The following is a 23,341-nucleotide window of genomic DNA, read 5'->3' as shown; positions in this document are numbered from 1 at the left end:
TTACTCCTCGGTATCTACTTTGCGTTTAGATTCAGCTAAGTAATTTTTCAAAATACCTTCGATTACTTTTGGATTCTGACCATCTTGTATACCTAAAATAGCATCCAAAATTAAACGCTGATTCATAGCTTCCTCATCTTTACGCAGTTCAAGTTTTACCTGAATAGGAATTGCCACTACATTGGCTAAAAACGCGCCATATAAAGTTGTTAATAGTGCTACTGCCATTGCAGGACCAATTGCCTTCGGGTCATCCATGTTAGACAACATTGCAACCAAACCAATTAGAGTACCAATCATGCCCATTGCAGGCCCTATATCAGCTAACGACTTAAATAAACCCGCGCCCAATTCATGGCGAGTCGTAGTTAGAGAAATATCTTTTTGAAGTGTAGCGCGAACTACATCTGCGTCGTGGCCATCAACGAGCATATCGACGCCTTTGCGCATAAAGGGGTTTGGAATTTCAGCTTCTTCGAGTGCTAAAAAACCGCCTTTACGAGCTGAATCAGCAAGTTCTACTGCTTTTTCGATAAGTATTTCTGGCGTTTCGATTTTAAACATAAACGCTTTGGCAACAACTTTACCTATCCCCAAAAATTGCGACATAGTGAAGTTTGATAAAACAATAAAGAGTGAACCACCAAATACAATAACCACAGACGGGGTATTGTAAAACATAGCCATTTCACCGCTACTACTCATAAACATAGACATGACAATTAAGCCAATTGCGCCTAGGATCCCGATTATGGTTGCTAAATCCACATTTCCTCCAGAAGTTTCATGCTTAATGGCCTTATCATAAACTTTTATTATTAACTGCTTATCGGCAACATATTGAATTGCTTAAGCCATTTTTATAAATAAACATAAAAAGCAGCCTTTAGCACTATCTTAGATCAAGTTATAAGGGCTACCTAATTATCAATTGATTTATTAAACCAACAGACCGCTATTAAGGCTTTATTAATGCACTTGAAATATAATTTAACGTTATAAAGGTAAAAAACCAATATCATCCTTTGACCTAGTTTAGCATTCCCCCTAAAATTGACCCTAAATTTATTATGTAAGCTGAAATAAAGATGGCGACTAAAAAACCTGAAAACTTAAGTTTCGAACAAGCACTAGAAGAATTATCTACAATCGTTAGTGACATGGAACAAGGTGACTTATCGCTTGAGCAATCGTTAAAGCAATTTGAGCGTGGAATTGCATTAGCAAGTGCTTCATCAGGGAAATTACAGCAAGCAGAACAAAAAGTATCAATTTTGATGGGGAATGGCGAAAAGTCAGTACTTACAAATTTTGATAATGATATGGAATAGCTGTGAGCATAAAAAATCATATTGAACGTGCTCAAAAAGATGTAGTAGCGACCTTACAACAGCATTTTAACCAGCCTCTAGATACAGAAGAAACGGTAAAGAACGCCACCCAGTATGGATTATTTAATGGCGGTAAAAGATTACGTCCATTTTTAGTTTATGCCACAGGTAAAATGCTCGGCGCAAACCATCAAGACTTAAACGTACTTGCTGCTGCAATTGAGTGTATTCATAGCTATTCGTTAGTCCATGATGACTTACCAGCAATGGATGATGACGACTTACGCCGCGGACGCCCTACTTGTCATATAGAGTTTGGCGAGGCAAATGCAATTTTAGCCGGTGATGCTCTTCAAACTCTTGCTTTTGAGCTTATTGCGAATCACAAATTTGAATGCTCATCGCAAACACAAGTAAAAATGATTGCTACACTTGCCCATGCATCAGGCCTTCAGGGTATGGTTGGCGGACAAGGCCTTGATATAGCAGCAACTGATAAAGTAATTACCGTACAAGAGCTTGAGCGAATACATAAGCTAAAAACCGGGGCTCTAATTAATTGCGCAATTACACTTGGTGCACTGTGCAGTGAAAAGGCTGATCAACAAACCTTAGAAAATTTAAGTGTTTTTGGGTATGCTATAGGGCTAGCATTTCAAGTACACGACGACATTTTAGATGTTGAAGGCGATACAGTTATTTTAGGAAAGCCACAAGGCTCCGATATTGCCGCGAATAAAGCGACATATCCGGCGTTATTAGGTATGCTAGGCGCTAAAGAAAAGGCGCAAAATTTAATACAACAAGCCCATGAAGCGTTAGCAAATATAGATGCTGACACAACACTTCTTGCGTCGCTAGCAAATTACCTAATTGAGCGTGACCACTAATTTTTGCTCATACGTATTGCAATTAGCACTGACATTATTACTCAACATTAATTATCCGTAAAAGCTTTGAATTAATTAATGTTAGCGAAGGATATATATAAAACCATGACACTTGATAGTAGCAAGTATCCATTACTTAATTTGGTTGACGAGCCAGCCCAATTGCGTGACTTAGCGCAAGACAAACTCCCTGCATTTAGCAATGAGCTGCGCGATTATTTACTCAACTCAGTATCGCAAAGTAGCGGTCATCTAGCGTCTGGTTTAGGGACGGTTGAACTAACCGTTGCGCTGCATTATGTTTATAACACTCCAGACGATCGCCTAGTTTGGGATGTGGGTCATCAAGCTTATCCGCATAAAATTCTTACTGGTCGTCGCGAGCAAATGCACACCATTCGCCAAAAAGACGGTTTACACCCTTTTCCTTTTCGCGATGAAAGCCAATACGATACGTTTAGCGTAGGCCATTCAAGCACCTCTATTTCAGCTGCCTTAGGTATGTCTATTGCTGCACAAAAAGAAGGTAAAGGTCGAAAGTCTGTAGCCATTATTGGTGACGGAGCTATAACCGCAGGCATGGCATTTGAAGCGATGAATCATTTAGGTGATGTAAAATCAGACATGCTTATTATTTTAAATGATAACGAAATGTCGATTTCTGAAAATGTTGGCGCATTAACAAATCACTTTGCTCGAATTTTATCAGGTAGCTTTTATACTAACATTCGTGAAGGTAGTAAAAAGTTACTCTCAGGAGTGCCTCCGGTAAAGCAACTTGCCAGTAAAATGGAAGAGCACATTAAAGGCATGATGATCCCGGGTACCTTCTTTGAAGAATTAGGCCTAAATTACATTGGTCCCATTGATGGTCACGATGTAAACATGCTTGTAGATACATTACGTAATATGCGTAATTTAAAAGGCCCACAGCTTTTACATATAAAAACGCAAAAAGGTAAGGGCTATAAACCGGCTGAAGCCGATCCTATTGGCTATCATGGTGTACCAAAATTCGATCCGAGCACAACTAGCCTACCTAAATCTAAACCTAGTGCTGCTACTTTTTCAAAAGTATTCGGCGATTGGTTATGTGATATGGCCGAACAAGACAGCAAGTTAATGGCTATCACGCCTGCAATGCGCGAAGGTTCAGGCATGGTACGTTTTTCTAAAGAGTTTCCAGATCAATACTTTGATGTGGCCATTGCTGAGCAGCATGCGGTTACTTTAGCTGCTGGCTTTGCCTGTGAAGGTTTAAAACCTGTTGTTGCTATTTACTCAAGCTTTTTACAACGTGCGTATGACCAATTAATACATGATGTTGCACTGCAAAACTTACCTGTATTATTTGCCATTGACCGCGCTGGTATTGTGGGAGCCGATGGTGAAACTCACCAAGGTGCGTACGATTTAAGCTTTATGCGCTGCATTCCAAATATGGTAATTATGGCACCAAGCGATACCAACGAGTGCCGTCAAATGCTGTACACCGGCTATAAAGCAAATTGCCCAGTTGCTGTTCGTTACCCTCGCGGTAGTGCAGGTACTGCAGACATTGAAAGCACTATGCAACTGCTTGAAATAGGTAAGGCAGATACAATTAAGAACGGCAGTAAAATTGCCATTTTATCGTTCGGTACATTACTTGAAAATGCACAGCTTGCTGCAGATGAATTAGATGCAACGCTTGTTAATATGCGTTTTATTAAACCACTTGATACCGCACTTTTAAATGAGCTTGCAACTAGCCACGATGTAATTGTTACGCTTGAAGATAATGCGATTGCTGGCGGTGCCGGCTCTGCAGTTAACGAATTCTTAGCAACGCAAAAAGCTGATATTAATATCCTTAACTTAGGTATTCCTGATGAGTTTATTAAACACGGCACCCAAGATGAAATGCACGATGAAATGGGGTTAGGCGAGCAAGGAATATTAACCGCTATTAAAGCGTTTATTAATTAACTTCCTATACATCTAAAGTTGAGCATATTAAAAAAGGAGCCTAGGCTCCTTTTTTAATATCAAATATTGCTGATCAGCGCATCCACACTTTAATATCAGCTAGGCCATTGCTTTGTAAAATACCTAATTGTTGATCAACGTTAGAATTTTGTTCAAACTCAAATGCATCAAGCTGATCATCAAACGTAATATTTGCAACACCATCACCACCGCGCTTTTTAACTTGGTGTAGTGAAATATCAGCTAGGTTAATAGATGTTTCCCAGCTAATTACCTGCCCACCCAAAAGTGGTAATGGATAAAATGACCAACCAATTGATGCCGTGATATTAGTTGTTTTTCCATTTGGTAATTGGAATAAATTAGCCGCTATTACTTTACAAAGATCTGAAGCATAGCTGTCTATTTTATTGCATTTAAAATCACGTAATAATAGTAAAAACTCATCACCACTCCAACGTGCCACATAGTCAGAGCCCTGCGTACGCGAATTTAATAATGCAGCCATTTGCTGTAAGCAGCTATCACCTGCAATTGGGCCATAGGCATCATTGATACGGCTGAAATTATCAAAGTTAATAATTACCAGCACCAGTGACTTGCCTTGTGCCTGCAGCGATTGTGAATTACGTTGAAAGTGTTCAATATCTTTTGGAAGTTGATCAAACAAAAAGCGGCGGCTACGCAGCCCCGTTAGCTCATCTGAGTGACTAACTAATTTAAGCTGTGAATTCACTTGCCCTAATTTATCATTAGCTTGACGAAGCTCTAAGGTACGCTCGGTGATCAAGCCCTCTAATGCTTCTTGTTTTCTACGCTCTTGCGCTCTAAATACCCAAAAAATGAGATAAAAAAGCAAAATAAAGCCACTGGTAATTAAAAGCCTAAAGTAAATAGTTTCGTCAAAGCGCTCAGGCACTACAAAACCGTATTCTACTTCTTGCGCTTTAGTCCAATCTTCACCTTGGCGCTTCGCTTCTAATTGAAACAAAAACGAGCCTGGAGGCAAGTTAGTATAAATAGCTTCACGTCGCGTATTAGCATAGCGCCAGTCACTATCTAAGCCACTTAGTTTATATCTAAATTCAATACTGTTTGGTGCATAGTAATCAATAGCTGTGTAAGTTAGCGTTATATCACGCTCGTCTGTTTCTAATGATGGTTTTTTACCAAGCGCAGCGGTGGTTAAATGACGAAGTGGTGTTGTTATTGTTTCTATTGTTGGCTTTAATGCAAGCACACCAAATAGCTCTACATTTTTAGGTATTTCAACAACACCTTGTAAGCTTGGGTACCAAATAGAATTACCGGTGTCTGCTACCGCATCATGCCCAAGTCCACTACAACATTGATTTGCTTTACCATCGAGTTGACGGTCAAAAGATGAAATTACTTCTTCTACTTTTAAGCTTTTTATCTCTGTTTTAAATTGCTCTACAGGCATTCTGTAAACACCTTTCATGGTGCTTACCCAAACATGCTTTAACTTTTCATCATATTCTAGGCTAAATATAGAACCATACGGTAAACCATTAGCTGCATCGAGTTGACGCCATTGCCCTTGCGTACTTCTGTAAAAAAGCCCATCGTTAAGAGAGCCGATTAAAATACCCACGCCATCTATATGTAGCACGCTAGTTACGTATGCGCTTTCAAGTGTTGTTTGGTCGCCAATTTTTTCAATGCCACGGTCTGTAAAATAATATGCGCCTTTACTAGTACCAATTACACCAAAGTTTGTTTTATCCAACACGTAGGTAATAAACTTACTACCTAAAAATGCGTTATAAGCAAAAGGCGTTAAACCAGCATAGTTTAATCGATATAAACCGCGTCCGGTGCCAATCCAAAACCCGCCTTTACTAGAGCGACTTATTGCAAATACCGGATTATCGCGAAGTGCTCGACCTGGAACGGTATAAAGTGTCTTGTTTTCAAAAACAAATAATCCACGTCCTGTAGCTATATATAATCGTTCACCATCAAATTGTAGATCGTGTACTGACGCGTACCCATATTTACTACTTGGGACTAAATTAATAAAACTTTTATCTAAATCGAAATAACCGATGCCGCTTTTGTTAGCAACCCACAGTTTTCCATCAGGAGCTTGACTGATAGCCATAACAGATTCGGTCATATCTGAAACCGCAGAATGCCTTTCCACTCGCCCTTCATGAGCAAGCCATAAACCTTCACTAAAACTTGCTAACCAAACGTTATTTTTATCATCTCTAAAAATATCAGCAAACCATATACTTTGATCAAGCTGGCTAGGCTCAACCCACTGCCACTCACCGGTTTTATCTCTGAATAATAAACGTCCATAAGTCGAAACCCATAAGCCACCATCGGTATCACTCATAAACTTATAAACGGCTGAGTTATTTGCATTAGGTAAAGGAAAAGGTCTTAGTTCGTCATCTAAATCTAAAAAGTATGCACCTAGCTCAGAGGCTATATACAAATTACCGTTTAAGAATGATAAATCGTGCACTATGGTTTGCGCTAAGCGCTCTGGTAACGATATTTTAGCGGTAAGCTCTAAACGTAGTTTAGAAAAATCTGATGAATTTTTTGTAAGGCGTAATAAATGACGATCGTTAACCAGCCAAATACCTTCAGGAGAGAGTGCCATTTGGCTAACAGAGCCCACAATTTGGGTAATTACTGTAGCATTTACAATAGGTAGGGGACCATTTACTTCAGTGCGTAAATCAACTTGCCCTCTATCTACATAGTATAAGCCGTTGGCCGCAATCCATATACTGCCTTTAGAGTCCTCAAGAATATCTCTTACAGGACCTTTAATATTAAATTCTTGTGCTGCAAATGTGGCAGGGTTAATAACTACCAAGCCACTTTTAGTGCCTACCCATAACAAGCCACTAGAATCGACTAAAAGCTTATTAACAGCGTTACTAGGCAAAAATGGGCTATTTTGCGTGTTGTAGTTTGTAAATGTTGTACCATCAAAACGACTTAAACCAAATTGAGTACCAAGCCACATATATCCTTGCTGGTCTTGTACTACGCTTTTAAGCGACTGTGATGGCAAACCATCTTTTATATTCCATTGCTTAACTACGTAATCAGTAATTGAAGCCCAACTTGGCGTCGCGCACAACATAAGTACACAAACCAGTAAAAATCGCATCATATTGCTGCCACCTAGTTAAACAAATCAAATATAAAAATTAAAAGGGTAATAAACCCGCTTTTATTAACGCTTGTAAACATATAAGCGAAAAAATACCCGCCAGTATATCGTCGGCCATTATACCTAAACCGCCATGCACTCGCTTGTCTAGCATACGGATTGGGCCAGGTTTTGCTATATCAAAAAAGCGAAATAACAAAAAGCCAACGAGTAATGTTTGCCAGCTAAGTGCTGCGCCAATCATGGTAATGTAATAACCTGCCACTTCATCCCATACAATAGCAGGATGGTCATGCACGCCTAAATCATCAGCCGTTTTACCACACGCCCATATACCAAATATGCTGATCACTACAGCAAATACAATTTGCAGCCATAGCGGATAATACATAGTCATAAAAATGAATGGCAGTGCAGCAAAAGTGCCAAATGTACCAGGCGCTTTAGGCGCAAGCCCAGTACCAAAACCCAAACCAAAAAACTGGTGTGGACGCTTTAAATTAAACTTTCGGTTATTGTTCAAACCAGCTCCTTTGCAAAGTGCTCAAAACCTTGCTGCTTAAAATCAAACTTTTCACCGTTGTGTAAAAGTTCAATTTGGCCATCGCCACTCTTAATTTGGCCTATGCATGTTGCATCTACACCATATTGACGCAGTTTTATATCTAGCATACTTTTATTACTATCAGGTACAGTAAAAATTAATTCGTAATCATCACCGTAACTTAGAATAAATGGAAGTTGCTGATTAAAATCAAGGCTTGCTTTCATTGCGTCTGAAGTCGGAATACTTTCAATATTGACCACTGCATTTACTTGCGACATATCAAGTATATGGCTTAAATCAGCGATTAAACCGTCCGATACATCAATAGCCGATGATGCAAGGCCTCGTAACACCTGCCCTGCAGCAACTCGTGGTGTTGGAAAGTCAAAGCGTTTATTTAAGTACTTTAAGTGCTCAGGCTCAATACTTATATCTTGTTTGCGAGACTCAATTGCAAGTCCAGCGTCACCAAGCGGACCCGTAACATAAATCCAATCACCCACTTTTGCGCCACTACGACGAAGTGCAGTACCTTCGGGCACAGTCCCTTTTGCACAAATAGTAATAGTTAATGGGCCTTGCGTGGTATCGCCACCAATGATTTGCACATTAAAGTATTCTGCAATTTCATGCATGCCTTCAGTAAACTCTTCAATCCACTGTGGGTCAATACTTGGCAAGGTTAACGCAACTGAAACCCACGTTGGCTCAGCGCCCATTGCCGCTAAGTCACTTAAATTAACAGCAAGCGCTCTGTGACCTAATGCACGAGGAGAAATATCATCAAAAAAGTGTACGCCAGCAACAAGAGTGTCTGTTGTAACGGCAAGTTGGCAGTTTTGTGGAACGGTTACTAAAGCGCAATCATCCCCTATACCTAGGTTTACATCACGACGGGTGATCCCGCGACCTTTAAAGTAGCGGTTAATTAATTCAAATTCCTTCATACACAAAAAAGCCGGCCTATGCCGGCTCTCCTCTTTAACGGTTTACTTACTTGCGTAAATGCTTAACAGCTTTATCAAGTACACCGTTTACAAATTTATGGCTGTCTTCAGCGCCAAATATTTTGGCCAGCTCAATACCTTCGTTGATAGCAACTTTATAAGGTACATCTTCACGGAACTTAAGCTCATAGCTGCTTAAACGTAAAATTGCGCGCTCAACCATATCTAAGTCATTAAACGGACGTGTTAAATGTGGTGATACAGCTTCGTCTAGTTGCTTATAATTTACAGCAACACCCGTCGCTAAATCTTTAAAGTATTCAACATCAATTTTAGTAACGTCTGTTTCGATCAACATTTGTTGTTCGATATCGGCAATTAAATTGCCACTTATTTGCCAAGAATAAACGGCTTGGAGTGCTAAGATACGTGCTTTACGTCTTGCTGCTGGTTTCACAAAAATTCCTTAAACTTAAATTTTATCTAACACATTAACCATTTCAAGCGCGCCTAAAGCAGCTTCGCCGCCTTTATTGCCCATTTTGGTGCCAGCACGCTCAATTGCTTGTTCAATGCTTTCTGTGGTTAATACGCCAAATGCAACCGGGATATCATACTCAAGTGATACTTGCGCAAGACCTTTGTTTGATTCGCCAGCAACTAGGTCAAAGTGTGGTGTACCACCTCTGATCACTACGCCTAATGCGATGATTGCATCATACTCTTTTTTTGCCGCAACGCGTTTAGCCGCTAAAGGTAATTCTACCGCGCCTGGTACATAAACAACGGTAATGTCGTCATCAGATACGCCACCAGTGCGTTTTAGCTCATCAACAGCACCTGCAAGGAGGCTGCTGCCAATAAAGTCATTAAAACGAGAAATGACAATGGCAAACTTTTTGCCAGGAGCATACTTACTACCTTCAATAATTTTCATTTGATAACCCTAAAAATAAGTTCAAGCGGTTGCGATTGCGCAAAAATTGCTGCGCATCATACCATAAAAATAAAATAATAGCCTAGTTTAAGCGTGATGCTTATTGTGGCTCAATGTAATCAACAACTTCTAAATGAAAGCCCGAAAGTGCATGATACTTTTTAGGACGACTCATTAAACGCATCTGTTTAATTCCCAGATCGGCAAGTATTTGCGAACCTACGCCTACAGTACGAGATGTACCTTTGAATTTACGTGGCGTAACGCTTTCGCCCGCATCAGCTGCTGCAAATGCTTTTACAGTTGCCTCTAACTCTTCAGTGCTTTCTTGCTTACCTAAAATAACTAAAGCACCTTCATTTTTAGCAATATAGGCCATTGCTTCAGAAAGGCCCCAGCTGCGGTCAGCACTTCTGTCTGAAAGTAGGATATCGTTAAAAGTGCTTTGCAAATGTACACGTACATTTGTCGGCTCTTGCTCTTTTATGTCGCCATTAAGCAATACGTAATGTAATTGGCCGTCAATTGTGTCTTTGTAAGTCATTAAATCAAACTCACCGTGAACAGTAGGCAACTTACATTTTGCAACTTGCTCAATTGTCGTTTCATTTAAGTTACGGTATTCAATTAAATCAGCAATAGTACCAATTTTAATATCATGCTCTTTCGCAAAAACTTCTAAATCAGGGCGACGCGCCATGGTGCCGTCAGCATTGAGTATTTCAACAATAACAGATGATGCTTCAAGCCCAGCTAAACGTGCTAAATCACAGCCAGCTTCAGTGTGTCCTGCGCGAGTTAATACGCCACCAGGTTGTGCCATAATTGGAAAAATATGACCAGGCTGAACAATATCAGTTGGAACTGCGCCTTTTGCTATAGCCGCTTGCACTGTACGCGCTCTATCAGCAGCAGAAATACCGGTTGTAACACCTTTTGATGCTTCTATCGACATTGTAAAGTTAGTCGAAAATGCAGCACCATTGTTTTTAACCATTAACGGTAAATCAAGTTGCTCGCAACGATCTTGCGTCATAGTTAAACAAATTAAACCACGGCCATGAGTCGCCATGAAGTTAATCGCTTGTGCGCTAATATGCTCAGCAGCTATTATTAAATCGCCTTCATTTTCTCTATCTTCATCATCCATTAAAATAACCATTTTACCGGCTTTAATATCATCGATGATTTCTTGTGCGCTGTGTAAATTCATAAATTTGCTCGTGTAAGTTATCAGTTTCGTTATTTAATAAAACCCGCTTTTGCGAGTAAGCTCATCGAAATATCAGAGCCCGTTGGTTGCTCTGCACCTTTTATAAGGCGCTCTAAATAACGTGCAATTTGATCGACTTCTAAATTAACTTGAGTACCTACTTTAAAATGAGCAATTGTGGTTTGCTCACTCGTATGTGGGACAATTGTTAATTTGAATTTATTACCTTCTACAGCGTTTACTGTCAGGCTTATACCATCAATACATACCGAACCTTTGTACGGAATGTATTTCATTAAATTTTCGTCGGTTGTAAGCCAATATTCTGTTGCTCTAGCGTTTGCTGTAATACTTGTGATAGTCGCAATGCCATCAACATGGCCAGATACTAAATGACCGCCCAAACGCGAAACCGGTTGCATGGCTTTTTCAAGATTAACCGTTTGCCCTAAAGCATAGTGAGCAAAACCGGTTAAACCAATCGTCTCGGTAGATAAATCAGCACTAAAGCCGTCAATATGTTTATCAACTACGGTTAAGCAAACGCCATTGGTTGCAATGCTGTCGCCTAGCTTTACGTCTTCCATATCAAGGTCAGTACTTTGAATGCGAATAGCTAAGTCGCCCTGTTTTTTTTGTAATAAAGCAATTTTGCCTGTGGCTTCTATTATTCCAGTAAACATAGCGCTACTCTTTTTTATTAAGTGGTTTTAATGAGCTTTTAACGCGGTGATACGTAAATCGTCACCAATGCGCGCACATTCATTAAATGTTAAATCAACGGTGTTTTGCATACTCGTCAATTCAGAAAAATTAACTAAACTGTTTGCATCATGGCCCATTAATTTAGGCGCCAAATAAAAAACAAACTCGTCAACTAAATTAAGCTCTGTCATTTTACCAGCAAGTGTTGCTCCGCTCTCAAGCCAAACATTATTAAACTGCAGTTGCCCAAGCTTTTCTAAAACAGCCTGTAAATCAACTTTACCGTTACTTTCACTTACTTCAATATGCTTTACAAAATGCGGCCATTGCAGTGATTTATCAACCTTATTCGTAAATATTATTACATCACTTTGGATTTTAAATAAAGCAAGATTGGGCGTTAAACGATTCTGTGAATCAATTATAACACGCACGGGCTGGCGAAGCGGTAAATCGGTAGGTAGCGTGCAAGGCAACTCGCTTGGTCGTACATTAAGTTTAGCATCGTCTACTAACACGGTATCGGCACCGGTTAAAATAGCGCAGCTTTGCGCTCGGTATAATTGTACGTCTTGGCGAGCAGCGGGACTTGTGATCCACTTACTTTTCCCATTTTTAAGCGCTGTTTTACCATCTATGCTTGCTGCCATTTTACAGGTCACATAAGGTAAGCCTTGCTCCATTCGCTTAAAAAAACCTAAATTTAATGCACGAGCTTGCGATTCAAGTAACCCATAAGCAACGTCAATACCGGCATCGCTCAGTATTTTAAGACCTTTACCTGCAACTTGTGGATTTGTATCAACCATTGCGGCAATCACTTTTATCACCCCTGCGGCTTTTAAGCCTTCAGCGCACGGTGGCGTACGTCCATAATGACTGCAAGGCTCGAGCGTTACATAAGCAGTTGCACCTTGTGCATTATCGCCAGCTATTGCTAGCGCATTGACTTCAGCGTGACCTTGCCCTGCTAACTGATGAAAACCCTCACCAATTATTTGGTTATTTTTAACTAATACACAGCCAACATTAGGATTAGGCGTGGTAGTAAACCGCCCTTTTTTGGCAAGTTCTATGGCGCGTGCCATATACATTTCGTCATGTTCGGTAAAAATAGTTTGGCTTTGCATTGTTACTCCCCTAAACGGGCAATTTCTTCGCCAAATTCGCGTATGTCTTCAAACGAACGATAAACAGAAGCAAATCTTACGTACGCTACTTTATCGAGTTTTTTAAGTGCTTCCATAATACATTCACCCACCAAATGGCTTGAAATTTCTCGCTCACCCGTTGCGCGTAGTTGTGATTTTATTATATTTACAACTTCATCTACTTGCTCGGTACTCACTGGGCGTTTTTCGAGTGCGCGATTTAAGCCATTTAAAAGCTTATCTTCGTTAAACGGTTCCCGGCTGCCATCTTGCTTAACAACGCGAGGCATAACCAGTTCAGCGCCTTCAAATGTAGTAAAGCGCTCGTGGCAATCGTTACATTCACGACGTCTGCGAACTTGATGGCCTCCGCCTACAAGGCGTGAGTCAATTACTTTAGTATCTTTTGCGGTACAAAATGGACAATGCATAACTCGGTACTTCCGTTTTAAAACAAAAAAGACCGCTAAATAGCGGCCTTTTATCTTAGCAAAAAACTAAACAGTTGTGATCTAAATTACTACTGCTTATGCAATTAAGCGTATACAGGTAATTTTGCACAAATTGCTTTAACTTTTTCTTTAACTTGCGCCTGTACAGATTCATCAGTGATGTTATCTAGTACGTCACAAATCCAGCCAGCTAGTTCTTTAGACTCAGCTTCTTTAAAGCCACGACGAGTGATTGCAGGTGAACCAATACGCAAACCAGAAGTAACAAACGGTGAACGTGGATCGTTTGGTACAGAGTTTTTGTTAACTGTAATGTTAGCGTTGCCTAGGGCAGCGTCCGCATCTTTACCAGTGATATCTTTATCGATTAAATCAAGTAAAAATAAGTGGTTTTCAGTTTTGTCAGATACGATTTTGTAGCCACGTTCTTGCATAACTGCAACCATTGCTTTTGCGTTTTTAACAACTTGTGTTTGGTATACTTTAAACTCTGGTTGAAGTGCTTCTTTAAATGCCACTGCTTTTGCTGCAATAACATGACATAAAGGACCGCCTTGGCCACCAGGGAAAACAGCGCTGTTAAGCTTTTTGTAAATAGCTTCGTCGCCACATGCAGAAATAATTAAACCACCACGAGGGCCTGCAAGTGTTTTATGCGTAGTTGTTGTTACAACGTGTGCATGAGGAACTGGGCTTGGGTAAACGCCTGCCGCAATTAAGCCGGCAACGTGAGCCATATCAACAAACAGGTAAGCACCTACTTTATCAGCAATTTCACGGAACTTAGCCCAATCAACAATACCTGAGTACGCTGAGAAACCACCAATGATCATTTTTGGTTTGTGCTCAAGTGCTAGCGCTTCAACTTGTGCGTAATCAATTTCGCCTGTTGCTTCATCTAGTCCGTATTGGATTGCATTGTAAAGCTTACCAGAGAAGCTTACGTGAGAACCGTGAGTTAAGTGACCACCATGAGCTAAGCTCATACCCAGTACAGTATCGCCAGCGTCTAATAATGCTAGAAAAACAGCAGCATTTGCTTGCGAACCAGCATGTGGCTGTACGTTAGCATAGTCAGAACCAAATAATTCGTTAGCACGGTCAATTGCTAATTGCTCAACAACATCTACATGCTCACAACCGCCATAATAACGTTTGCCAGGGTAACCTTCTGCGTATTTGTTTGTAAGCTGTGAACCCTGCGCTTCTAGTACGCGTGGGCTACAGTAGTTTTCTGAAGCGATTAGTTCGATATGCTCTTCTTGGCGAGCAGTTTCTTTGGTTATCGCGTCAAATAACTCTGGATCAAAATCCGAAATATTCATGCTACGTTCTAACATTGGGGTCTCCTAGGGCAACGTGTATGGTGTTTTTTAGAGGCTTTATTGTACGCTTTAAACGACTCTTTGCCTACGCTCTTAAGTTGAGGATATTTAAACAGGGATTGAAAGTATTTCACAGCCCTTTTAAGATGATATTTCTTAATAAACACATAACTATTTTAAATGAATTTTATTTCCTACATTTAATTAGCTAATGAAAGCGGCTTGTTTTTATTATTTACAGTTATAAAAAAAGCGGCCTAAGCCGCTTCAATTACTCTTTTTCACTAACCTAACTTAGCGAGCATTTCAGTGCGTAATGCGTCGTAATCGGCGTTCATATCGCTTGCTAGGCATGGTTTTGCTAGTGCATCAGCAAGTGGTTTTGGCATACCTAATTCAATATTTAAAATATCTTCTACGCTTTCCTTAAACTTAGCGGGATGAGCTGTCGCTAAAAAGATACCCGCTGCACCCAGAGCACGATTTTCAACAAGACCTTGGTAAGCAATCGCCGTATGAGGCTCTGCAACATAGCCAGTTTGTTGAATTTTTTTCATCACGGCTTGCGTGTCTTGCTCGTTTACGCTTGTTGAATAAAAATTATCGTAGCTAAACCAGTTATTATCTAACATTGTTTGTACACGCGGCCAATTGTTTGGCTTACTTACATCCATCGCATTCGAAAGCGACTCAAGCGTTGCGTTTGGCGTCCACGTTTTATCAAGCATAAAGCGCGGCACAGTATCGTTTTGATTTGTTGTTGCGCTTAATTTACCCACAGGCAAACCAATAACAGCACCAATCATTGCGGCGCACACATTACCAAAGTTACCACTAGGTACTGATATGTGAGCGGTTGCGCGTTTTTCTTTTGGTAGCAGTGCAATTGCCTCAAAGTAATAACAAACCTGAGCAACTAAACGGCTAATATTAATTGAGTTTGCAGAGTTAAGCCCAAGTGTTGATTTAACTTCTTCATCTAAAAAGGCGTTTTTAACTAGCTCTTGGCAATCATCGAAGCTGCCTTCAACGGCATAACAATGAATATTATTACCTAGCGTAGTAAATAGCTTTTGCTGAGCAAGAGAAATTTTGCCTTTAGGGTATAAAATAACAACATCGATATTTGGTTTATTGTAAAATGCATGCGCAACTGCCGCGCCGGTGTCGCCCGATGTTGCAGTTAAAATAGTTACTTTTTCATCTTTATTAAACTGCGCTAAACACTCTGCCATAAAGCGACCGCCAAAGTCTTTAAACGCAAGTGTAGGGCCATGAAACAGCTCTAAACAGTATGTATTCTCTTCAACTTCCACCAGCTTAACTGGAAAGTTAAATGCATTTTTAACCATTTGTGTCACAGTGTCGCTTGGCAGCTCATCACCAATTAGGTGAGATAATATTTTACCACTGCGTGTAACAAAGTCCATATCAAGCAATGCATCAACATCGGACAGTGGGGCAAGGGATTCAGGGAAAAACACACCTTGATTACGACCCAAACCTGTTTTTACGGCTTCAACGAACGACACTTTTTGTGAGCTATCTTTTAAATTATGTAATTGCATGACTACCTATCCTATAAAACTGTTAATTGACGCGTGCCGTCGTTATCTAATTTACAAATGTGGCAAAAGCCTTGCTCGTTAATGTAATTGGTTTCTAACCACTGCGCGCATTGCTGTGCAGCTTCAAGTGTTTTACACACACTAAATAAGGTTGGTCCTGCGCCCGAAATACTGACTATTTCAGCGCCCAGCGCTGGCAAGCTTGCTTTGGCTTCACTAAAGCCTTTTATAAGCGGTGCGCGGTAAGGTTCTGCTATTTCATCTTTCATTATGCTTAGCGCATCGTCAAAACGATTAGTTAACAGCAAGCTACTAAATGCCGACAAACGCTGAGCAAACTCAACACTTGCATGCATGTTCAACTCTTTTGGTAAAACAGAGCGCGCTTTTGCAGTGTTGAGTGAAAAACCAGGAAACGCAGCAACGTAGTACCAGTTTTCATCAACAGGCAGTGCAATCGATTTATCAGGAATTAAATCACCTGTTAACTGCAAGCCACCTAAATAACATGGCGTGATGTTGTCGTAATGACGACCGCCACTTACTACAGCTTCAAAGTCAGCCATCAGTTCAATAAGCTCAACCTGACTTAAATTAGTTTTTGCAAACTTATCAAGGGCAGCAAAAGTAGCCACGACCGAACATGCACTAGAGCCAAGCCCAGAGCCAATTGGTAAGTTCTTTTTAAGCTCGAGCTTTACGCTTGGCATAGTAGGCGCAACATGCGCTCTAAAATGCACTAAGCACTGGTACGCTAAATTTTCATTAGCATCACTTGGTAACTTGTGAGCGTACTCGCCTGTGCAAATAAATTCGTCGCTTGGTGCTGCGCTTACAACGGCTACATCACCTAACAAACTGCCATCAATTGGCGCAAGCGCTGCGCCAAGTGCATCAAAACCCACTGCAAAATTACCAATAGACGCCGGAGCATATACTTCAATCATAACGAGCTCCTAGCGCGATAACGTTTTTAAAATATCAGCAAATACACCCGCGGCTGTTACTTCCGAGCCGGCGCCATAACCACGAATTACAAACGGACGTGGCTGGTAGTATTGGCTTAAAATAGCCAGTGCGTTTTCACCATCACGAATGACACTAAGCGCATGCTTTGCATCTACCGCTTCAATACCTACTTTACAGTGGCCTTCTTTAATTGTGCCTACATAGCGAAGTACCCTACCCTCGCTCGCAGCGCTTTTGATACGGTCGTTAAAATCAGCATCTAAGCTTGGTAGTTTTGCCATAAACTCATCAACATTATCACCTTGTGCAAAACCTGGTGGTAATACTGACTCAACTTCAATATCGCTTAGCTCTAATTTCATACCGGCTTCGCGAGCGATGATCAATAACTTACGTGCTACATCGGTACCCGATAAATCATCACGAGGATCTGGCTCAGTAAAGCCACTTTCTTTGGCTTTAATAGTTGCCTCAGAAAGTGACAAACCATCTTGAAGTGCGCCAAACATATACGAAAGTGAACCTGATAAAATACCGCTAAACTCTAATAACTCATCACCGGCACCAAATAATGACTGTAAGTTGTCGATTACTGGTAAGCCTGCACCAACGTTCGTTTCGTATAAAAATTTACGATTATTCTTTTGCGTTGCTGCAATTAAATCTTGGTAATACGTGTATGAGCTTGTTGTTGCTTTTTTATTGGCAGCAACCACATGAAAACCTGCATTTAAAAAGTCTACATACTGCGCAGCAAGTGCATCCGACGACGTACAGTCAACAAGCACAGGGTTTACTAAATGATTTTGCTTAACAAACTGCTCTACTAGTTTTAAATCAAACGCCTGCTCAGATGAGGCCAATTTTTGCTGCCAATCACCAAAAGCAATACCTTCACTATCAAGGTGTAATTGGCGAGAGTTAGCAACACCATACAAGTTGAGTTTAATATTACGTTTTTCAAGCCACGCTTGCTGGCGCTCAAGCTGATTAATAAGCTCTTGCCCTACTAAGCCACAACCTAGTAAAAACACATCAATTGATGGCACATGCGTAAAGAAGTTTTCATGGCATATTTTAACTGCGTCGTTACACAGCTCGCCGTCAATCACGGCTGAAATAGCGCTTTCAGTAGAATCTTGCGCAATGGCAACAATGTTTACTTGAGCTTGTGCAAGCGATGCAAAAAACTTAGCTGCTAAACCACGATGCGCGCGCATGTTATCACCTACTAACGTAACAATCGCTAAATTGCGCTGTACTTGTACAGGTTCAATAAGTCCAGCTTGTAACTCTAGTTCAAACGCAGTTTGTAGCGCATCGAGTGCAAGTGCTAAATCAGTTTCATGTACACAAAAGCTAATGCTAAATTCACATGATGACTGTGTAATTAATACTATTGATACGTTATCGTGAGCAAGTGCATTAAATACCTTAGACGCCATGCCCACTTTACCTTTCATACCTGGGCCTGAAACAGTTAGCATTGCAAGGTCTTGTAAGCTCGAAAGCGCTTTTACTGGCTCATCTGATGAATAATCGTTACCAATTAATGAACCTTGTGCGTCTGGATTATGTGTATTTTTAATTTCGCACGGCACACCCGCTTTAGCACACGGCAGTATTGTTTTAGGGTGAAGTACTTTTGCACCAAAGTAAGAAAGCTCCATCGCTTCTTTATAAGATAAAAAATCTACTTTAGTCGCTTTTTTGATGTAACGAGGGTCAGCGCTATATACGCCATCAACGTCAGTCCAAATTTGGCAAATTTCAGCTTCTAAACATGCTGCTGCAATTGCTGCTGAGTAGTCTGAGCCATTACGGCCAAGCGTTGTAAGCTCACCTTTATCATTACTCGCTGTAAAACCAGGCATGATATAAATAGTTGCAGGGTTTTCTTTAAGCACAGCTTGAAAGCGAGCTTTACTTGTTACTAAATCAGCCTCGGCGTCGATATAACCGCCAGTTGAAGCGATACAGCTTGTTGCTTCTAAGTATCTTGCATCGTGCGAGTTCAATAAAGCCTGCATTAAAGAAACGCTAACGCGCTCTCCAAAGCTAATCACAAATGCGCGAACTTGATCAGGGCAACATTGTATAAGTGACACGCCATCTAGTTTATTTTTAAGCTCGCCTAAATTTGGCCAGTGTGTAACTACCGCACCACTTTCTTCAACGTTAGCTTTCAAACCTTCACAGCGGCTTACCAATGCTTGCCATTGCTGCGAAAAATCTAACCCTTGCTCTGCAGCACTTGCAAGTGCAACTAAGGAGTCGGTCATTCCACCTGGAGCAGAAAGCACCAATAACATTTCATCTTTTAATTGTGCTTTAACTAACTGAGCTACCTGTTGTAAGCATGCAAAGTCGGCAAGCGAAGAGCCGCCAAATTTTAAAACTCGCATTGTTTATGTTCCTCATCCCATAAAACGAAAAAAGGCCTGTGTTCTAAGTGAACACAGGCCTTTAAATTTGTTGCACCGACCTATGCCACTATCCAGTAAGAATGATGGTTGTAATAATAATGGTCAGTACGCGATTAATTGTTTTCATATGTTAAGACTGCCTTAACAAAGGCTATGCTGTCAACCCTAAATTAAAAGATAAAACAGCCTTTTTTAACATGAAAAAACCTAATGAATGCCAAATTTATGCAATATTTCATTCAAGCTTGATTTATTAATAGGTTTATCAATAAAATCAATTGCGCCAAGTTGGGCGACTCTTTGCTTCATTTTCTCCTGTATATCAGCAGAAATAACTAAAACAAAGCACTCTATTTTTTCTGTTTTTATAGTTTCAAGTACTTGTATACCATCAACCTCTGGCATGGTGAGGTCTAGGCACAGTAAATCAAAGTTTTGTGCTCGCAAAAGCGCTAAAGCCTGCGCCCCATTTGCAGCTTGTTGTATTTGAGCGTCTATACATTCATTTAAACACCGTACGACTTGTTTACGGGCAACTGCAGAATCATCACAGACTAATATCGAGAATTTCATCATGTTTACTACTATACAACCATCAAAGTTATTGAAAGACCGCCCTCCTTGCATTTTATACACTTTAACACGTTCCTAAATACTCAACACATTAATAATTTAATACCATGATAAATATAGAGTAAGTCCATATTAAATAAAAATCGAAATCAAATATCAGCTAAAGTGATAATACTTAACATGTAACAAATAGACTACTTTATAGCTTAGTTTAATTACTTTGGTACTACACGCCTATTTTTTAGGTTTATCTTATTAAATTTTAACTTTTTTATTTATTTTTAGAGGTTTATTGACTAACTTTTAAGTAACTACCGTAACGTTATAAAAATAATAATGGATGAACAAGTCACTTATGTTACAAAAGAGCCTTTCTAAGAAGTTACTAACTAGCGTTTTGTCCGTTTATTTTTTACTTACCTTTGTAGTGACTTGCGGACAAGTGCTTGCTGAATACGTTAATACTAAAGATTACATTCGCAATGAACTCAGTACCTTGCAAAAAACATTTAGCCGCAGCTTAACGCGTGCTATTTGGGAACTTAATACCAAACAAACAATTACAACGGCAGAAGGTCTACTCGCCATCCCTATGATTGAAGGGATTATTGTTCGTGACGACAGTGGCGAAATTATTTCACAGTTAGGGCGATCACTTGACATACACAAGCTATACAATCAACAACTTGTTCAAGAAGAAGTTATTTTAGAAGATACTAAATCTGGTTTATTTGGTTACACTTTTCCACTTATTTTTGAATTTTCAGGACGCGCAACCCAAGTCGGTGACGTTACGCTATTTTCTAGTCGTGAAGTTGTATTTAGTCGCATTATGGTATCAATCTATTTTTTGATTGGTAATGCGATGATCAAAACAACATTTCTGATCATTCTGTTTTTAATGGCATTTAGAAAACTCCTAACAGAGCCTTTAACTGAACTCACTGAACAACTAGAAAATTTAGAAATAGATGAGCTAGAAGGCCAGCACATAGAAATAGAAACAGAAGAGCATAACGAACTAAAAGTAATGGAGCAGTCGTTTAACAAACTAATAGATAAAGTAGTTCAGTATAGAAAAGAACTTGAGCATACCCAAAAAGAACTCATTATTAGTAACGAAAAGCTTGACCATCACAACATACAGCTTGAACAAGACGTAGCTCGTAAAACATCAAACTTAAGCCAAGCAATGATGGATTTACAACAGCAAAAGTACGAACTCGAAAAGCAAAAAATTGTCCTCACCGAAGAAGTAGACTTACGCCGAAGTACAGAGCAAGAGTTAATTACAAAACAAACTGAATCTCAGCGATATATCGAAGAGCTCAGCCTTGCACAGGAGCGTTTGTTAGGCACAGAAAAAATGGCTGCGCTAGGCGGGCTGGTGGCAGGTATTACGCACGATATAAATACTCCCATTGGCATTGGTGTAACAGCAATCTCGTTTTTACAAGAGCGTTTAAATAAACTCGAAAATGCTTATACCGAAAAAACGCTTTCACCAAAAGCACTAGAAGAATTTATTAATGAGGCCAAGCAAAGTGCCAGTCTTTTAACAACCAATTTAGATAGAGCTTCAGAGCTTATTGCTAGTTTTAAACAAATAGCGGTCGATCAAGCTAGTGAAGCAGTAAGAACCATTAACTTTAAAGATTACGTTAACGAAGTAATACGCTCACTGCACCCACAACTAAAAAAGACATCCCACACTATAAAATTAGAATGTCCTGATGATTTAGTTTTAAATTTACCCGCAGGCGCTATAAGCCAAATTTTTACTAACCTAATTATAAATTCACTCATTCATGGCTTTGAAGGTAAAAGCAACGGTGTTATGGATATTAAAATAAGCGCTGATGACACTAACTTAACTATTGATTACAAAGATGATGGTAACGGTGTTACCAACGAGCAATTAAAAAAATTATTTGACCCATTCTTTACGACTAAACGAGATGAAGGCGGTAGCGGATTAGGCACCCACATAATGCTTAATTTAGTCAAGCAAACCCTTAGTGGCTCTATTGATACAACGAGTGAACTAGGCAAAGGCTTGCGTTACTATATTCAATTTCCAAAGAACATGGCTAAGCCTCTGCCTATTTTTGATAAATATGAATAAATAAAAGTACATGCGTTAAATTTGTTCATATTCAACAGTAACAAATCAGTCATTTCGAGATACTGTTTTTATTGCTATGATTGTACAAATTTTTCAAATGGATTAATTCCCCTATGTGGTTTAGTAACCTTATTTGTTACCGCTTTAAGCAAGACGTTTCATACACTCAAGAAGATTTTGACAAAGCATTAGAGCAAGATTTATTTCGCCCATGTACGGGCCAAGAGCTTGCTACATTTGGTTGGACAAAAGCGTTTGGAAAGCATGGCGATACGCTATCGCATTTTTCTCAAAAAAGTATTTTAGTTTGCGCTAAACGTGAAGAAAAAGTACTTCCGGCTTCTGTTATTAACGAGCTAGTCGCTGAGAAAATTGATCTGATAGAAGCCGAAGAAAACCGCCCTGTTAAAAAGAAAGAAAAAGACGAATTAAAAGAAAACATTCTTCATACTCTTCTACCTCAAGCATTTAAAAAGTCGAGCTTACAATTTGCTTTTATTGACCAAGAAAACGGTTGGGTTGTTGTAAATAGCGGAAGCTTTAATAAAGCAGAAGAGCTACTGGCATTACTTCGCAAATCGCTAGGAACGCTTCCTGTAGTACCTGCGTTTGCTAACTACGACCTAGATGTATTTTTAACTGATTGGTTAACTAACTTTAGTACACCAGAGGGCTTTGCTATTGGCTCAGACGCTGAGCTTGAAGAAGCTGACGACAGCGGCGCACAAGTAAAGCTTAAAGGCCATGACCTATCATGTGATGAAGTAAAATCGCATTTAGAAAGTGGTAAACGCGTAACTAAACTTGCCCTTGATTGGCAAGAACGCCTTAAGTTTATGCTGCAAAACGATGGTTCTATCAAACGTTTAAGCTACTCTGAAACTCTAAAAGAAGAAAACGCAGATATTCCTAAAGAAGATATGGCTTTAAAACTTGATGCTGACTTTATTTTAGCTTCTGAAGAAATAAAGCAATTACTTGAAGAACTAACTGCAGGTTTAGGTGACGTTGAAGATTTAGAAAAAGCGTAAATACCTAAATACCAACCTACATA

General features: G+C 39.8%; 20 protein-coding genes. 5 read left to right on the top strand and 15 right to left on the bottom strand.

Translation table 11 applies throughout. The features are described from left to right. Positions 1-768 (bottom strand): flagellar motor protein PomA, encoded by a 768-nt coding sequence (pomA, locus tag I6F53_RS14370; protein ID WP_007587114.1) that lies wholly within the window; start codon positions 766-768, stop codon positions 1-3. Between the two features lie 320 nt (positions 769-1,088). On the opposite strand from pomA, the gene I6F53_RS14365 reads away from it, so the two are divergent. The 3 genes from I6F53_RS14365 to dxs all read left to right on the top strand — a co-directional run bounded on the left by I6F53_RS14365 (position 1,089) and on the right by dxs (position 4,189). Next, positions 1,089-1,331, top strand: a complete 243-nt coding sequence (locus I6F53_RS14365; protein ID WP_002961738.1) for an exodeoxyribonuclease VII small subunit — start codon at positions 1,089-1,091, stop codon at positions 1,329-1,331. Between the two features lie 2 nt (positions 1,332-1,333). Further along, positions 1,334-2,221: a (2E,6E)-farnesyl diphosphate synthase gene (gene ispA / locus I6F53_RS14360; RefSeq protein WP_007587115.1), complete on the top strand. Its 888-nt coding sequence runs from the start codon at positions 1,334-1,336 to the stop codon at positions 2,219-2,221. Between the two features lie 105 nt (positions 2,222-2,326). Beyond that, positions 2,327-4,189: a 1-deoxy-D-xylulose-5-phosphate synthase gene (gene dxs, locus I6F53_RS14355; RefSeq protein ID WP_169045060.1), complete on the top strand. Its 1,863-nt coding sequence runs from the start codon at positions 2,327-2,329 to the stop codon at positions 4,187-4,189. A 73-nt stretch (positions 4,190-4,262) separates the two neighbouring features. Here dxs and I6F53_RS14350 read toward each other — a convergent pair whose 3' ends face one another. The 14 genes from I6F53_RS14350 to I6F53_RS14285 all read right to left on the bottom strand — a co-directional run bounded on the left by I6F53_RS14350 (position 4,263) and on the right by I6F53_RS14285 (position 20,165). Beyond that, a complete protein-coding gene (locus tag I6F53_RS14350; protein WP_197239989.1) occupies positions 4,263-7,349 on the bottom strand; it encodes a ligand-binding sensor domain-containing diguanylate cyclase in 3,087 nt (1,028 codons plus the stop codon). Positions 7,350-7,386: 37 nt separating this feature from the next. After that, on the bottom strand, positions 7,387-7,872 hold the full coding sequence (locus I6F53_RS14345; protein ID WP_197239988.1) for a phosphatidylglycerophosphatase A family protein: 486 nt from the start codon (positions 7,870-7,872) through the stop codon (positions 7,387-7,389). After that, positions 7,869-8,843 (bottom strand): thiamine-phosphate kinase, encoded by a 975-nt coding sequence (gene thiL / locus I6F53_RS14340; protein ID WP_197239987.1) that lies wholly within the window; start codon positions 8,841-8,843, stop codon positions 7,869-7,871. Before thiL ends, I6F53_RS14345 begins: the two co-directional genes overlap by 4 nt. A gap of 46 nt (positions 8,844-8,889) precedes the next feature. Further along, entirely contained in the window at positions 8,890-9,300 is a 411-nt protein-coding gene (gene nusB / locus I6F53_RS14335) for a transcription antitermination factor NusB (RefSeq protein ID WP_007587129.1), read from the bottom strand. Between the two features lie 15 nt (positions 9,301-9,315). After that, positions 9,316-9,780, bottom strand: coding sequence for a 6,7-dimethyl-8-ribityllumazine synthase (gene ribH / locus I6F53_RS14330; protein WP_197239986.1), 465 nt, complete (start codon positions 9,778-9,780; stop codon positions 9,316-9,318). 100 nt (positions 9,781-9,880) lie between these two features. Continuing rightward, positions 9,881-10,993, bottom strand: coding sequence for a bifunctional 3,4-dihydroxy-2-butanone-4-phosphate synthase/GTP cyclohydrolase II (gene ribBA, locus I6F53_RS14325; RefSeq protein ID WP_197239985.1), 1,113 nt, complete (start codon positions 10,991-10,993; stop codon positions 9,881-9,883). A 29-nt stretch (positions 10,994-11,022) separates the two neighbouring features. Beyond that, entirely contained in the window at positions 11,023-11,676 is a 654-nt protein-coding gene (locus I6F53_RS14320; protein WP_197239984.1) for a riboflavin synthase, read from the bottom strand. A gap of 27 nt (positions 11,677-11,703) precedes the next feature. Beyond that, positions 11,704-12,828, bottom strand: coding sequence for a bifunctional diaminohydroxyphosphoribosylaminopyrimidine deaminase/5-amino-6-(5-phosphoribosylamino)uracil reductase RibD (ribD, locus tag I6F53_RS14315; protein ID WP_197239983.1), 1,125 nt, complete (start codon positions 12,826-12,828; stop codon positions 11,704-11,706). A gap of 2 nt (positions 12,829-12,830) precedes the next feature. Further along, the gene (nrdR, locus tag I6F53_RS14310; protein WP_006794272.1) at positions 12,831-13,280 is read right to left on the bottom strand and encodes a transcriptional regulator NrdR; all 450 of its coding nucleotides are present in this window, start codon (positions 13,278-13,280) and stop codon (positions 12,831-12,833) included. A gap of 104 nt (positions 13,281-13,384) precedes the next feature. Then, positions 13,385-14,641 carry a serine hydroxymethyltransferase gene (gene glyA / locus I6F53_RS14305; protein WP_197239981.1) on the bottom strand — a complete coding sequence of 419 codons (1,257 nt, stop codon included), beginning with the start codon at positions 14,639-14,641 and terminating at the stop codon, positions 13,385-13,387. Between the two features lie 269 nt (positions 14,642-14,910). Then, positions 14,911-16,194 (bottom strand): threonine synthase, encoded by a 1,284-nt coding sequence (thrC, locus tag I6F53_RS14300; protein ID WP_197239980.1) that lies wholly within the window; start codon positions 16,192-16,194, stop codon positions 14,911-14,913. 11 nt (positions 16,195-16,205) lie between these two features. Next, positions 16,206-17,141, bottom strand: coding sequence for a homoserine kinase (gene thrB, locus I6F53_RS14295; RefSeq protein WP_165741379.1), 936 nt, complete (start codon positions 17,139-17,141; stop codon positions 16,206-16,208). A 9-nt stretch (positions 17,142-17,150) separates the two neighbouring features. Further along, positions 17,151-19,568 (bottom strand): bifunctional aspartate kinase/homoserine dehydrogenase I, encoded by a 2,418-nt coding sequence (gene thrA / locus I6F53_RS14290; protein ID WP_197239978.1) that lies wholly within the window; start codon positions 19,566-19,568, stop codon positions 17,151-17,153. Positions 19,569-19,796: 228 nt separating this feature from the next. After that, on the bottom strand, positions 19,797-20,165 hold the full coding sequence (locus I6F53_RS14285; protein WP_197239997.1) for a response regulator: 369 nt from the start codon (positions 20,163-20,165) through the stop codon (positions 19,797-19,799). A 352-nt stretch (positions 20,166-20,517) separates the two neighbouring features. Between I6F53_RS14285 and I6F53_RS14280 the strand changes: the two genes are divergently transcribed. Together I6F53_RS14280 and rdgC are read left to right on the top strand one after the other, a co-directional pair. Continuing rightward, on the top strand, positions 20,518-22,287 hold the full coding sequence (locus tag I6F53_RS14280; RefSeq protein ID WP_197239996.1) for an ATP-binding protein: 1,770 nt from the start codon (positions 20,518-20,520) through the stop codon (positions 22,285-22,287). 113 nt (positions 22,288-22,400) lie between these two features. Beyond that, positions 22,401-23,318, top strand: coding sequence for a recombination-associated protein RdgC (rdgC, locus tag I6F53_RS14275; RefSeq protein ID WP_024589755.1), 918 nt, complete (start codon positions 22,401-22,403; stop codon positions 23,316-23,318). The last annotated feature ends 23 nt before the right edge of the window (positions 23,319-23,341 follow it).

Origin of the sequence: Pseudoalteromonas sp. SWN29, assembly GCF_015864465.1 — a bacterium.
GTDB lineage: Bacteria > Pseudomonadota > Gammaproteobacteria > Enterobacterales > Alteromonadaceae > Pseudoalteromonas.
The sequence above is the reverse complement of the archived record's forward strand: the minus strand, read 5'-3'. Positions and strand labels throughout refer to the sequence as shown.

Bases quoted from the DNA above. Each gene is read 5' to 3' on its own strand.
- I6F53_RS14365 (WP_002961738.1), top strand. From the start codon at position 1,089: ATGGCGACTAAAAAACCTGAAAACTTAAGTTTCGAACAAGCACTAGAA.
- dxs (WP_169045060.1), top strand. From the start codon at position 2,327: ATGACACTTGATAGTAGCAAGTATCCATTACTTAATTTGGTTGACGAG.
- I6F53_RS14350 (WP_197239989.1), bottom strand. From the start codon at position 7,349: ATGATGCGATTTTTACTGGTTTGTGTACTTATGTTGTGCGCGACGCCA.
- thiL (WP_197239987.1), bottom strand. From the start codon at position 8,843: ATGAAGGAATTTGAATTAATTAACCGCTACTTTAAAGGTCGCGGGATC.
- ribH (WP_197239986.1), bottom strand. From the start codon at position 9,780: ATGAAAATTATTGAAGGTAGTAAGTATGCTCCTGGCAAAAAGTTTGCC.
- ribBA (WP_197239985.1), bottom strand. From the start codon at position 10,993: ATGAATTTACACAGCGCACAAGAAATCATCGATGATATTAAAGCCGGT.
- I6F53_RS14320 (WP_197239984.1), bottom strand. From the start codon at position 11,676: ATGTTTACTGGAATAATAGAAGCCACAGGCAAAATTGCTTTATTACAA.
- ribD (WP_197239983.1), bottom strand. From the start codon at position 12,828: ATGCAAAGCCAAACTATTTTTACCGAACATGACGAAATGTATATGGCA.
- nrdR (WP_006794272.1), bottom strand. From the start codon at position 13,280: ATGCATTGTCCATTTTGTACCGCAAAAGATACTAAAGTAATTGACTCA.
- glyA (WP_197239981.1), bottom strand. From the start codon at position 14,641: ATGTTAGAACGTAGCATGAATATTTCGGATTTTGATCCAGAGTTATTT.
- thrC (WP_197239980.1), bottom strand. From the start codon at position 16,194: ATGCAATTACATAATTTAAAAGATAGCTCACAAAAAGTGTCGTTCGTT.
- thrB (WP_165741379.1), bottom strand. From the start codon at position 17,141: ATGATTGAAGTATATGCTCCGGCGTCTATTGGTAATTTTGCAGTGGGT.
- thrA (WP_197239978.1), bottom strand. From the start codon at position 19,568: ATGCGAGTTTTAAAATTTGGCGGCTCTTCGCTTGCCGACTTTGCATGC.
- I6F53_RS14285 (WP_197239997.1), bottom strand. From the start codon at position 20,165: ATGATGAAATTCTCGATATTAGTCTGTGATGATTCTGCAGTTGCCCGT.
- I6F53_RS14280 (WP_197239996.1), top strand. From the start codon at position 20,518: ATGTTACAAAAGAGCCTTTCTAAGAAGTTACTAACTAGCGTTTTGTCC.
- rdgC (WP_024589755.1), top strand. From the start codon at position 22,401: ATGTGGTTTAGTAACCTTATTTGTTACCGCTTTAAGCAAGACGTTTCA.